The following is a 12,691-nucleotide window of genomic DNA, read 5'->3' on the forward strand; positions in this document are numbered from 1 at the left end:
GACAAGACTATATTGCAATTTATGCAACATATCTTTATTTGTGACAATCTCCCATCGTACGACGGATATATAGCAAAAAAACCTAGTAAAAGGCATAAGAACGATGGACTTACGTGATCTAAAACTGTTTTTACATCTTACAGAAAGTTGTCATTTTGGTCATACAGCCAAAGCTATGCATGTTAGTCCATCCACGCTTTCACGCCAAATTCAACGTATTGAAGAACAATTGGGGCACTCACTATTTCTGCGAGATAATCGGACAGTAAAACTAACCTTCGCAGGGGAGCAATTAAAGCAATTTGCCCAACAAACTCTGCTGCAATATCAGCAATTGCTCCATTCACTGAATCACCAAAGCCCATCTTTAACGGGAGAATTACGCCTTTTTTGTTCGGTCACTGCCGCTTATAGCCATCTTCCGCAGGTTCTGGATAAATTTCGAGCTGAACATCCTTTGGTGGAAATTAAACTGACAACGGGGGATGCTGCTGATGCCGTGGATAGAGTCCAATTTGATGCTGCTGATTTGGGGATTGCAGGCAAGCCTGAAAAACTACCTGATAATGTTAGTTTTGCTAAAATAGGTGAAATACCGTTGGTACTGATTGCGCCTTCCCTACCTTGTGCCGTGAGAACTCTATCGACACAGGAACACCCCAATTGGAACAACATTCCTTTTATCCTGCCTGAGCATGGCCCTTCCCGTAAGCGTATTGAACTTTGGTTTCGTCGGCACAAAATCAATCATCCACAAATTTATGCTACAGTTTCTGGTCATGAAGCGATTGTTTCCATGGTCGCTTTAGGTTGTGGTATTGCGTTAATCCCTGCGGTTGTCGTCGAAAATAGCCCAGAACCAGTACGCAACCGTATATTACTGTTGGAAAATATTTCGTTGGTTGAGCCATTCGAATTAGGGGTTTGTGCTCTTGGCAAGCGGCTGCATGAACCACTGATAAAGGCATTTTGGGGATTGTTACCCCATGAAATAACGTGATCCCATGAAAAAATAGCACTCTAAAAGGTGCTATTTCTCATAATATTAACTGTTTCTATTTCAACAACAAATTAAATGAGGGATTATCAGTCTCATCATGGTATTCGTAACCTAGCTCATCTAAATGGCGGTCAAAACAGACTTCCGACCCTGACAATTCAAAAGCGGCCAGTACTCGTCCATAATCTGTGCCATGACTACGGTAATGAAACAGTGTGATATTCCAGTATGTTCCTAATGTTTGCAAAAATTTCAGCAATGCTCCCGGTGATTCGGGAAAAGCAAAGCTAAATAACCGCTCCTGCAATAGTCTGGGTGGTCTTCCACCGATCATATAACGAACATGCAGTTTCGCCATTTCATCATCAGTAAAATCAGATACCTGATATCCCGCAGATTTTAGTTCTTCAATAATTTCAATGCGTTCAGCATTTCCACGCCCCAATCGTATTCCGACAAAAATACAGGCTTTATCTGGAGCGGCAGCATCTGAATAACGGTAGCTGAATTCTGTCACAAAGCGGACACCCAGTATCTGGCAGAAATTCAGGAAACTGCCTTTTTGTTCAGGAATAGTTACCGCCAACAAAGCCTCACGTTGCTCCCCCAACTCACAACGTTCGGAGACATAACGTAAACCATGAAAATTCACATTCGCGCCAGAAAGAATATGGGCTAGTCTCTCCCCCTTAATCTGGTGCTGCTGGACATATTTCTTCAACCCCGCCAGCGCCAAAGCTCCGGAAGGTTCCGCGATCGCTCTGACATCTTCGAAAATATCTTTCATGGCTGCACAAATAGCATCGCTATCTACCGTAATCACATCATCAACATATTGCTGACATAAACGGAATGTTTCATTACCAATACGTTTAACAGCAACACCTTCCGCAAATAATCCGACTCTGGGTAAATCAACGGGATGCCCGGCTTCCAACGCGGCTTTCAAACAGGCAGAATCCTCAGCCTCCACACCAATGATTTTCATTTCTGGTACGAGTTGTTTGATGAGCACTGCAATACCAGCAATCAATCCACCACCACCAACAGGAACAAAAATGCGATCAAGATGAACATCTTGCTGTAAAAGCTCCATCGCCAAAGTTGCCTGACCGGCAATCACAGCAGGGTGATCAAATGGTGGTACGAAGGTGTAACTATGTTCTTTTGACATTTCAATCGCTTTTGCTTTCGCTTCATCAAAATTTGCGCCATGTAACAATACTTCACCACCAAAACTGCGTACTGCATCAACTTTAATATCTGTTGTAGCTATCGGCATCACTATAGTGGCTTTAACACCAACCTTACTGGCCGATAATGCGACACCTTGTGCATGATTGCCCGCAGACGCGGTGATCACACCTTTAGCTCTTTGCTCTTCCGTTAAGCTGGCGATCATCGCGTAAGCACCACGCAATTTGAAGCTGTGTACCAACTGACGATCTTCTCGTTTAACCAAGATAGTGTTATCTAAACGAGCAGAGATTTTTTTCATTTCCTGTAATGGAGTGACCTGTGCAACATCATAAACTGGTGCACTTAGTGCGGCTTTGAGATATTCCGCTCCCTTGGGTTCAGTATTAAGAGGATAAACCGCCACAATCAACTCCCCAGCTTAGTCTTATCACGTACAGCACCTTTGTCGGCGCTGGTCGCTAATGAAGCATAAGCCCGCAATGCAAAAGAAACCTGACGCTTTCGGGATTTAGGTGTCCACATATTATCGCCACGAGATAATTCAGCCTGTTTCCGTTCAGTCAGATCTTTTTCGCTGACATTCAACTGGATTTTACGGTTTGGAATATCAATATTGATGATATCGCCGTCATGAACCAATCCAATCAAGCCACCATTAGCTGCTTCAGGAGAAACATGGCCAATCGACAACCCAGATGTACCTCCTGAAAAACGCCCATCAGTGATCAAAGCACAGCTTTTTCCCAACCCCATTGATTTTAGGTAAGTAGTTGGATAGAGCATTTCCTGCATACCAGGGCCGCCTTTCGGGCCTTCATAACGAATAACCACAACATCCCCCGCAACAACTTTTCCGCCCAGAATCGCGTCTACTGCATCTTCCTGACTTTCATAAACTTTGGCAGTGCCACGGAAAGTGAGAATACTTTCATCCACTCCTGCGGTTTTCACGATACAACCATCCGCGGCAACGTTACCATACAGAACAGCCAGTCCCCCATCTTGGCTGTAAGCATGAGTACGTTCACGAATACACCCTTCTTTCCGGTCTGTGTCCAAAGACGGCCAACGACAATCCTGCGAAAAAGCTTGGGTAGTACGAATTCCTGCTGGTCCCGCAGTATACATGCTCTTAACATCGTCATCCCCTGTCAGCATAATGTCGTACTGAGCCAACGTTTGTGGCAAGTCCAAGCCCAGGATGTTTTTCACATTTCGATGCAACAATCCAGCACGATCCAGCTCACCAAGAATACCAATCACTCCACCAGCACGATGTACATCTTCCATATGGTATTTCTGGGTACTTGGAGCAACTTTACATAAATGGGGCACTTGACGAGACAAACGATCAATATCTGCCATAGTGAAATCAACTTCACCTTCCTGCGCTGCTGCCAATAAGTGCAGAACAGTGTTTGTCGAACCGCCCATCGCAATATCCAGTGTCATGGCATTCTCAAACGCAGCTTTGGTCGCAATATTACGTGGCAAAGCGCTGCCATCATTTTGTTCATAGTAACGTTTGGTTAATTCAACAATGCGCTTACCCGCGTTGATAAATAGGGTCTTACGATCTGCATGTGTAGCAAGGAGCGATCCATTACCCGGTTGCGAAAGCCCCAGTGCTTCTGTCAAACAATTCATTGAATTTGCAGTAAACATGCCGGAACAAGAACCACAAGTCGGGCAAGCAGAACGTTCGATTTGCTCACTCTGTTCATCACTGACATGCGGATTCGCTCCCTGGATCATCGCATCAACCAGATCTAACTTGATGAGCTGATCGGATAAACGCGTTTTACCCGCTTCCATCGGGCCTCCGGAGACAAAAATAACTGGAATATTTAAACGCAGTGATGCCATCAACATGCCCGGTGTGATCTTGTCACAGTTGGAAATACATACCATTGCATCCGCACAGTGTGCATTCACCATATATTCGACCGAATCGGCAATCAGTTCACGGGAAGGCAGAGAGTAAAGCATTCCTCCATGCCCCATTGCGATACCATCATCAACTGCGATGGTGTTAAATTCTTTTGCGACTCCCCCGGACGCCTCAATCTGTTCTGCCACCAGCTTGCCCAAATCTCGCAAATGAACATGCCCGGGCACGAATTGAGTAAATGAGTTCACAACGGCGATGATGGGCTTACCAAAATCCGCATCAGTCATCCCCGTGGCACGCCATAAAGCACGTGCCCCTGCCATATTGCGGCCATGAGTTGTCGTAGCAGAACGGTATTTAGGCATTATTTTTCACTCCCATGTCTATCTAATCAGCATCAGAAAACGGGCGGGGAACGAACCGCCTGTTAAATTTTATCTTAGTTATAAAGGAATCAGGTTATTAAGGATTCACTGGATCTAACCAGCCCCATTTATCTTCTGTCGAACCATCAAATAGGCCGAAGAATGCACTCTGAATTTTTTTGGTGATAGGCCCACATTTACCAATTCCAACCTGAATACCATCTACACTACGGACTGGAGTAATTTCTGCTGCTGTTCCTGTCATAAAGACTTCATCAGCCAGATAGAGTGATTCGCGGGAAAGGGTCTGCTCACGAACTTCCAGACCGAGATCCTGTGCCAGTTTGATGATGGCATCTCGTGTGATCCCCGGTAACGCAGCGGAAGTGAATGGCGGGGTAAACAAAACACCATTTTTGACTTCAAATAGGTTTTCACCCGCACCTTCTGAAATATAGCCATGAACATCCAACGCGATCCCTTCCTGATAACCATGGCGCCGAGCTTCACTACCCACCAGCAAAGAAGATAAGTAATTACCACCCGCTTTTGCCGCTGTTGGAATTGTGTTTGCCGCAGCACGGTTCCATGAAGAAACCATCGCATCAATGCCTTGTTCCAGTGCTTCCTCTCCGAGATACGCTCCCCACGGAAAAGCCGCAATAATGACATCGGTTTTATAACCCGCGGGAGGATTCACCCCCATACCCACATCACCAATAAAAACCAGTGGACGAATGTAAGCGCTGACTAATTTGTTTTTGCGAAGTGTTTCACGACATGCTTCCATCAGTTCATCAACACTCTGGCTCACGGGCATACGGTAAATCTTGGCTGAATCATGTAAACGCTGCATGTGTTCATGATGACGAAAAACAACTGCTCCTTTGTGCGAGTTGTAACAACGGACACCTTCAAATACTGAGGTTCCGTAATGCAGGGCGTGGGACATAACATGTATTTTTGCATCAGCCCAGGGAACCATTCCCCCATTGAACCAAATATAATCAGCTTGCTTTGTCATTCTTCTGTTTCCTTCAAATGCGCACTATGCGCTTATCAATTGTGATTTTTTGTGTTGTATCTCAACATCAGCAACATCAACCAGCTTCATCAACTGGGAAAAAAGCAAATTCACAGGACGCTGACTGGCGACAGTGAGTTCAATACTTACACTATCACTATCTATTGTATGATCCATATTCAATGCGCATATCTGAAAACCACGATGGCGGGTAACTCTCAGAATTCTTTCAAGAATTTCAGGACAAAATCGTGCCTGAATAGCCAGTTGATGCTGCATCATAATGATCTCTCCAACATATTTGCGTTACTGGCACCAGGCGGAACCAATGGCCAAACATTTTCTAATTCATTAATGGATACATGTAGCAAATAAGGACCTTCACTGTTGAAAAGGGCATCTAACGCTGTATTGATTTGCGACTTGTCTGTGATGTGTTGGCCTGGAATATCAAAGGATTTTGCTAAGGTAATAAAATCAGGGTTATCGGTTAGGATCGTTTCGCTATAGCGTTTATCAAAAAATAATTCCTGCCATTGCTTAACCATCCCCAGACGCTGGTTATCCAGCAAAACCATCTTGATAGGTAATTTTTTGCGTCTGATAGTGCCTAATTCCTGAACATTCATCATGAAAGAGCCATCACCGGATATACAAATGACCATATCCTCCGGGCGAACCATCTGTGCACCAATCGCCGCCGGGATGCCAAATCCCATCGTGCCCAACCCACTGGAAGTAATGAAATTCTCAGGCCCATCAAATGTCATATGTTGGGCAGTCCACATCTGATGCTGTCCCACATCAGTGGTAACAACAGTATTTGATGTCTTGCGCTCAGATATCTGTTTTAACAATGCGGGAGCATAAATACTGTCCCCCTGATGGTTATAGCACCATGCATGTTCGTTTTTTAACTGTTTAACTTCTTGTTGCCATGCCTTGATTGACAAAGGCTGCTGTAAATGAGGCAACAACGTTTTTAAATTCCCCAATAATGAAATATGTGCCTGACGTAACTTATTTAATTCAACAGGGTCGATATCTAAATGGATGACTTTGGCGTGCGGAGCAAAGGTATTCAGTTTCCCGGTTACCCGATCATCAAAGCGAGCTCCGGCAGCAATAAGCAAATCACAAGATTGAACCGCGAAATTGGCAGCTTTTGTGCCATGCATTCCCAGCATCCCCAAATAATATTCATGCTCAGCATCCGCAGCTCCCAATCCTTTGAGTGTAGAGACAACAGGTAGCCCCGTCTCTGCCACTAAACGGCGTAATTCAGGCACCGCATCTGACATTCCAACGCCTCCCCCGATATACAAAATAGGTTTTTTAGAACAAGCCATCATATGACGGGCTTGTTCCAGTTCACGCTCAGGCAGAGAAGATGAGGCAACGACAGGCATTAAGTAAGGTGCGAAATCACCTTGTTTTAACTGAATATCTTTCGGTAAATCCACCAGAACGGGGCCAGGGCGGCCTTCCATGGCAATGGCAAAAGCCTCAGCCATAACTTGAGGCAATTTTTCCAGCGATTCCACCAGAAAACTGTGTTTGGTACAGGCAAGAGAAAGTCCCAACATATCGATTTCTTGAAAAGCATCTGTACCGATAACTTCAGAACTTACTTGACCAGTAATAGCAACGACGGGAACAGAATCCAACAAAGCATCAGCCAACCCGGTAATCAAATTTGTTGCTCCAGGCCCTGATGTCGCGATACAAACTCCGGGCTTACCACTTGCCCTCGCATAGCCAATGGCAGCCATAACCGCTCCTTGTTCATGACGGCACAACAAATGTTCAATACCGCCATCATACAAAGCATCATACACAGGCATGATAGCTCCGCCTGGATAACCGAAAACTTTTTCAACGCCCTGCTTTCGTAATGCTTGTACAACCCATTGAGCCCCATTCATACCATCCTCCTATTGCGTTTACTCTGTCAGTGGCCTGTTGTGATGTTGTTTTATGTTCGTTTTTTGGCATGTGTAAAAAAAAGCCCCCGCTCCTTTTCGGTGCGGGGGCTTTGTGAAATCCGGCTATCTGTTTGTCTACGCCTTCCTTCGTTCAAGTGCAGCCCCGCACGGTAGAATAATCACCACCACGCTAATAATTAGGCTAATCACTAGAACAAATTTACTCATAATTCTTTTCGTTCTCATTCATATGTTCGACGTATATTTTACAAGTATCACTTTCTATAATTGTTGACAACGATTATTTTAAATTTTTATTTGAAAAATAATTTTATTTATATTTTTCAGTTAGATAAATCAAAAACCAGCAAAGTTAGCAGTATTCATTCCTTAAATGAGGATAAAAAATAACTATCTATATGTTTTATAAAATAATTAATAACATAAGTTATATAAATATAATTTAATTGCCTAATAACAAGACATAAATGTTAAAAGAGACATTTTTATGCGCAGTATCATTATAAACAAAAAATAAAAACAGCTAATTAATTCATCTAAATAATAAAATAATTAACTCAGTGGTAATACATTATGAATTTATCTCATGTACTCCAAAAAAACATTAAATAACAATTTATTAAAAATAAACGGGTTTTAGGCCCCAATAAAAAATCAATATATTTTCGAGTGTCTTCGCAAAATAACAAAAGGAGACTTTTTATTATTTTTTATCAATTCATGATAATGCTTTCTTGCTAAGGAGAGCACATGACACTCGCTATCATCTATACACGGGCAACAATAGGTATTGATTCCCCTATCGTCACAATAGAAGCACACATCAGTAATGGTTTACCTGGTTTAACACTAGTTGGTTTGCCGGAAACGACAGTTAAAGAAGCCAGAGATCGTGTCAGAAGTGCTTTGATCAATAGCGGTTTTACCTATCCACCAAAAAGAATCACAGTCAACCTGGCTCCGGCTGATCTTCCCAAAGAAGGAGGAAGATATGATTTACCTATCGCTATTGCAATTTTGGCCGCTTCAGAGCAAATTCCACCAAATGAATTGCATAATTATGAGTTTTTGGGAGAGTTAGCGCTTTCAGGTGAGATACGAAAAGTCATGGGAGCCATTCCCGCAGCACTCAGCGCCAAAAATGCAGGAAGGCAATTGATTTTATCCACAGAAAATCAAACGGAATTAGCTATCTTATCCCAAAGTGAAACGTTATTAGCCAATCATTTACTACAAGTTTGCCATTTTTTGCATGGCGAAAAAGCAATATTATCTTCTCCTTCCCCCATTACCCCACAAAATGAACCACCACTGTTAGATCTACGAGACATTATTGGACAAGAGCAAGCCAAGCGCGCTCTGGAGATCACTGCCGCAGGTGGTCACAATCTTCTGCTACTTGGGCCCCCCGGTACAGGTAAAACAATGCTAGCCAGTCGGTTATGCGATCTATTACCGCCTCTAACGCATCAGGAAGCACTAGATGTCGCTGCAATCAATAGCTTGGCTGGTCAGTCAATTAATCCCAAAAAATGGCATATACGACCGTTTAGAGCGCCTCATCACAGTTCATCAATGGCAGCTCTCGTTGGTGGAGGTTCAATCCCTAAACCTGGGGAAATTTCACTTGCACACAATGGCATTTTATTCTTGGATGAATTGCCCGAGTTTAACCGAAGTGTCCTTGATGCATTACGTGAGCCACTAGAATCCGGCGAAATTATCATATCTCGTGCAAGGGCAAAAGTTTGTTTTCCTGCTCAAGTCCAATTGATTGCAGCCATGAATCCAAGCCCGACAGGATATCATCAGGGGTTACACAATCGCAGTAGTCCGCAACAAATATTGCGCTATCTTTCCAAACTTTCAGGTCCTTTTTTAGATCGTTTTGACCTCTCCATTGAAGTTCCTCTACTCCCTCCGGGTATCTTGAGTCAATCATCAACAAAACATGGTGAAAGTAGCCATGAAGTCAAAAAGAGAGTACAAAATGCCAGAAACATACAAATAGAGCGGTATGGGCATGTAAATGCACATCTTAATCGTCAACAAACTGAATGTGTTTGTAAACTAAAAATGGAAGATGCCGTTTTTCTGGAAAACACTTTACTAAAATTAGGGCTGTCTGTACGTGCCTGGCACCGGATATTAAAGGTTTCACGTACGATTGCAGATTTGAAAGAGCAAAAGAGAATAGAAAAGCCGGATATTATGGAAGCTCTCAGTTACCGGAGCATGGATAGGTTGCTTATTCAGCTACAAAAACAGGTTGGATGACGTAGAAAAGGGGCTAATTTGCCCCTCTTGATGGATCCGTCATCCCAATGATGATATTAATCATCAGAATCAGTATAGTCCTCAGCAGGATCTAACTGTGGTTTTCCGCCGGAAAGAGTATGGAAACGTTTTGGACGGCTAATTTTCGCCAAATACTTAGCCCATACTTTTTCCTCTGTCGTTACAGGGGCACGCTCACCACGGCAAACAGAGACAAACAATTTTTCTTCGTCTGTTTGTGGTTCACGTTTGCCAAGATCCAATTCATTGAACGCATAACCATGACGTTCTAACAATTGGGCCTCTTTGATGGTGAAATCCCCGTGACGAGAAAACCCTCGTGGATAATTTTTATTATCAAAAAAACGATTAGTCGTGATGAAGCTTTCAGCCATCTGACACACTCCTAACTCTACAGTCATACTAATTATGGCGCGGAGTATTAGGGAGGCTTGACATTCTGTAAAACAAAATATTTAAATCTTAACGACAAAAACTATTGGAGATGCATGTGGACACCGAATTACTGAAAACCTTTTTGGAAGTCAGTAAGACTCGTCACTTTGGTCGGGCAGCTGAATCACTCTATCTAACACAATCCGCAGTTAGCTTCCGGATCCGGCAACTAGAAAATCAGTTAGGTGCTAATTTATTCACACGACATCGCAATAATATTCGCTTAACTGCGGCTGGTGAGCGTCTTGTCCCTTATGCAGAATCGTTAATGAATACTTGGCAGTTAGCGAAGAAAGAGATCAACTACGTCTCACAACATACAGAACTCTCTATCGGTGCTACAGCATCCCTATGGGAAGCCTACCTGACTCCTTGGTTAAATATGTTTTATCGGGATAATCAAGGGATGAGAATCGAATCAAGAGTCTCTACACGTCAGTCTCTGGTCAAACAACTGCACTCGCGTGAATTAGATCTTTTAATCACAACAGAGCCCCAAAAATGGATGAATTCCAAAGTCAAGTGATCGGTAGTATCCAACTTGTTTTATTAACAACCCAACATAATCTCGAACAAGGTATAGAAAATTACATCAAACTCGAGTGGGGAGCTGATTTTCACCACCAAAAACAACAGATTTTGAAAAATGATCACCCACCGATCATTACAACCACTTCAGCCCATATCGCCAGAGAATTATTAGATAGCGTAAATGCTGCGACATTCCTGCCTAAGCACTGGCTTGATGATTATCCTAACCTCGTCACTGCACCCAATCATGAGCCAATCAAACGGCCTCTATATGCCGTCTGGCTACAAAATAGTGATCAGCATACATTCATCCAACAGTTGTTAAAAATACCTGTTGAAAAAGCACCTGCAACAAGCTGATAGCGCTCTATAAAGAGTCTTAAAGGGGATGCACACTGGAGATCTAAGTGGAAGAGTATAGCGATTTGATAATGCCACGAATAAAAAAGAAAAACCCAGCTAAAATTAGCTGGGCTATTAATCTAAAAACTATTCAATTATTACTTAGTTATTAACTGGCAGGGGCGGAGAGGCTCGAACTCCCAACACCCGGTTTTGGAGACCGGTGCTCTACCAATTGAACTACGCCCCTAAATACGGTGGCGGTGCGGACGGGACTCGAACCCGCGACCCCCGGCGTGACAGGCCGGTATTCTAACCAACTGAACTACCGCACCACCGAATTTCTTTCTTATGCTGCTTTTGCTGTACCAGCAACATTTATAAATGAATGTCTGGCAGTGCCCTACTCTCACATGGGGAGACCCCACACTACCATCGGCGCTACGGCGTTTCACTGCTGAGTTCGGCATGGGGTCAGGTGGGACCACCGCGCTGTTGCCGCCAGACAAATCCTGTATTCAATCCCGAACAAGCTGCTTGTTATTTTCGTCCGTCACCGCTTCCGCGCCTATCGAAAATATACCTGAAACCCTGTCTTTCTCTCGTCTCTCAAACCCACAAAACCCCTTCGGTGTTGTCAGGTTAAGCCGCACGGGGCATTAGTACTGGTCAGCTCAACGTCTCGCAACGCTTACACACCCAGCCTATCCACGTCCTCGTCTCGGACGGCCCTTCAGGACTCTCCAGGAGTCAGGGAAGACTCATCTCAAGGCAAGTTTCCCGCTTAGATGCTTTCAGCGGTTATCTCTGCCGCACTTAGCTACCGGGCAGTGCCATTGGCATGACAACCCGTACACCAGTGGTGCGTCCACTCCGGTCCTCTCGTACTAGGAGCAGCCCCTTTCAATCTTCCAGCGCCCACGGCAGATAGGGACCGAACTGTCTCACGACGTTCTAAACCCAGCTCGCGTACCACTTTAAATGGCGAACAGCCATACCCTTGGGACCTACTTCAGCCCCAGGATGTGATGAGCCGACATCGAGGTGCCAAACACCGCCGTCGATATGAACTCTTGGGCGGTATCAGCCTGTTATCCCCGGAGTACCTTTTATCCGTTGAGCGATGGCCCTTCCATGCAGAACCACCGGATCACTAAGACCTACTTTCGTACCTGCTCGCGCCGTCACGCTCGCAGTCAAGCCAGCTTATGCCTTTGCACTAACCTCACGATGTCCGACCGTGATTAGCTGACCTTCGTGCTCCTCCGTTACGCTTTGGGAGGAGACCGCCCCAGTCAAACTACCCGCCAGACACTGTCCGCAACCCGGATAACGGGCCTACGTTAGAACATCAAACATTCAAGGGTGGTATTTCAAGGATGGCTCCGTGCAGACTGGCGTCCGCACTTCACAGCCTCCCACCTATCCTACACATCAAGGCTCAAGGTTCAGTGTCAAGCTATAGTAAAGGTTCACGGGGTCTTTCCGTCTTGCCGCGGGTACACTGCATCTTCACAGCGAGTTCAATTTCACTGAGTCTCGGGTGGAGACAGCCTGGCCATCATTACGCCATTCGTGCAGGTCGGAACTTACCCGACAAGGAATTTCGCTACCTTAGGACCGTTATAGTTACGGCCGCCGTTTACTGGGGCTTCGATC

9 protein-coding genes, 2 tRNA genes, 2 rRNA genes and 1 pseudogene (1 of these 14 cut by a window edge) are annotated in these 12,691 nt (G+C 44.5%); 3 read left to right on the plus strand and 11 right to left on the minus strand.

Annotation, left to right across the window (positions count from 1 at the left end):
• Positions 1–103 precede the first annotated feature (103 nt).
• The gene (gene ilvY, locus HGO23_RS18315) at positions 104–1,000 is read left to right on the plus strand and encodes an HTH-type transcriptional activator IlvY (RefSeq protein ID WP_099134195.1); all 897 of its coding nucleotides are present in this window, start codon (positions 104–106) and stop codon (positions 998–1,000) included.
• A 55-nt stretch (positions 1,001–1,055) separates the two neighbouring features.
• On the opposite strand, the gene ilvA is transcribed toward ilvY, so the two are convergent.
• The 6 genes from ilvA to HGO23_RS20110 form a co-directional block, all read right to left on the minus strand.
• Positions 1,056–2,603 carry a threonine ammonia-lyase, biosynthetic gene (gene ilvA, locus HGO23_RS18320; RefSeq protein ID WP_425330502.1) on the minus strand — a complete coding sequence of 516 codons (1,548 nt, stop codon included), beginning with the start codon at positions 2,601–2,603 and terminating at the stop codon, positions 1,056–1,058.
• A 2-nt stretch (positions 2,604–2,605) separates the two neighbouring features.
• Entirely contained in the window at positions 2,606–4,456 is a 1,851-nt protein-coding gene (gene ilvD / locus HGO23_RS18325) for a dihydroxy-acid dehydratase (protein WP_099134193.1), read from the minus strand.
• A 97-nt stretch (positions 4,457–4,553) separates the two neighbouring features.
• Positions 4,554–5,480, minus strand: a complete 927-nt coding sequence (locus HGO23_RS18330; protein ID WP_099134192.1) for a branched-chain amino acid transaminase — start codon at positions 5,478–5,480, stop codon at positions 4,554–4,556.
• A 24-nt stretch (positions 5,481–5,504) separates the two neighbouring features.
• On the minus strand, positions 5,505–5,762 hold the full coding sequence (gene ilvM, locus HGO23_RS18335; protein WP_099134191.1) for an acetolactate synthase 2 small subunit: 258 nt from the start codon (positions 5,760–5,762) through the stop codon (positions 5,505–5,507).
• Positions 5,759–7,405 (minus strand): acetolactate synthase 2 catalytic subunit, encoded by a 1,647-nt coding sequence (gene ilvG, locus HGO23_RS18340; protein WP_099134190.1) that lies wholly within the window; start codon positions 7,403–7,405, stop codon positions 5,759–5,761. The genes ilvM and ilvG overlap by 4 nt, the downstream gene beginning before the upstream one ends.
• A 135-nt stretch (positions 7,406–7,540) precedes the next feature.
• A complete protein-coding gene (locus HGO23_RS20110; protein ID WP_115825337.1) occupies positions 7,541–7,651 on the minus strand; it encodes an IlvGEDA operon leader peptide in 111 nt (36 codons plus the stop codon).
• Between the two features lie 525 nt (positions 7,652–8,176).
• Between HGO23_RS20110 and HGO23_RS18350 the strand changes: the two genes are divergently transcribed.
• Positions 8,177–9,703, plus strand: coding sequence for a YifB family Mg chelatase-like AAA ATPase (locus HGO23_RS18350; RefSeq protein WP_099134189.1), 1,527 nt, complete (start codon positions 8,177–8,179; stop codon positions 9,701–9,703).
• Between the two features lie 56 nt (positions 9,704–9,759).
• Here the strand turns inward: HGO23_RS18350 and HGO23_RS18355 are convergent, their stop codons facing one another.
• The gene (locus HGO23_RS18355; RefSeq protein ID WP_099134188.1) at positions 9,760–10,098 is read right to left on the minus strand and encodes a MaoP family protein; all 339 of its coding nucleotides are present in this window, start codon (positions 10,096–10,098) and stop codon (positions 9,760–9,762) included.
• A 116-nt stretch (positions 10,099–10,214) separates the two neighbouring features.
• Here HGO23_RS18355 and hdfR point away from each other — a divergent pair.
• A pseudogene (hdfR, locus tag HGO23_RS18360) lies at positions 10,215–11,050 on the plus strand (HTH-type transcriptional regulator HdfR).
• A 156-nt stretch (positions 11,051–11,206) separates the two neighbouring features.
• On the opposite strand, the gene HGO23_RS18365 reads toward hdfR, so the two are convergent.
• From HGO23_RS18365 to HGO23_RS18380, 4 genes are all read right to left on the minus strand, one after another.
• Positions 11,207–11,282, minus strand: a tRNA-Trp gene (locus HGO23_RS18365).
• Between the two features lie 8 nt (positions 11,283–11,290).
• Positions 11,291–11,367 (minus strand) — tRNA-Asp (locus HGO23_RS18370).
• Positions 11,368–11,422: 55 nt separating this feature from the next.
• Positions 11,423–11,538, minus strand: a 5S ribosomal RNA gene (rrf, locus tag HGO23_RS18375).
• 132 nt (positions 11,539–11,670) lie between these two features.
• Positions 11,671–12,691 (minus strand): 23S ribosomal RNA (locus HGO23_RS18380); it runs 1,888 nt beyond the window's last position.

This window comes from Xenorhabdus budapestensis (assembly GCF_017743015.1).
Classification (GTDB): Bacteria; Pseudomonadota; Gammaproteobacteria; order Enterobacterales; family Enterobacteriaceae; genus Xenorhabdus; species Xenorhabdus budapestensis.

What these genes read in the sequence shown, in the direction of transcription:
- HGO23_RS18355 (WP_099134188.1), bottom strand. Translation starts at nt 10,098, where the DNA reads ATGGCTGAAAGCTTCATCACGACTAATCGTTTTTTTGATAATAAAAAT.
- ilvD (WP_099134193.1), bottom strand. Translation starts at nt 4,456, where the DNA reads ATGCCTAAATACCGTTCTGCTACGACAACTCATGGCCGCAATATGGCA.
- ilvY (WP_099134195.1), top strand. Translation starts at nt 104, where the DNA reads ATGGACTTACGTGATCTAAAACTGTTTTTACATCTTACAGAAAGTTGT.
- HGO23_RS20110 (WP_115825337.1), bottom strand. Translation starts at nt 7,651, where the DNA reads ATGAGAACGAAAAGAATTATGAGTAAATTTGTTCTAGTGATTAGCCTA.
- ilvG (WP_099134190.1), bottom strand. Translation starts at nt 7,405, where the DNA reads ATGAATGGGGCTCAATGGGTTGTACAAGCATTACGAAAGCAGGGCGTT.
- HGO23_RS18330 (WP_099134192.1), bottom strand. Translation starts at nt 5,480, where the DNA reads ATGACAAAGCAAGCTGATTATATTTGGTTCAATGGGGGAATGGTTCCC.
- ilvM (WP_099134191.1), bottom strand. Translation starts at nt 5,762, where the DNA reads ATGATGCAGCATCAACTGGCTATTCAGGCACGATTTTGTCCTGAAATT.
- HGO23_RS18350 (WP_099134189.1), top strand. Translation starts at nt 8,177, where the DNA reads ATGACACTCGCTATCATCTATACACGGGCAACAATAGGTATTGATTCC.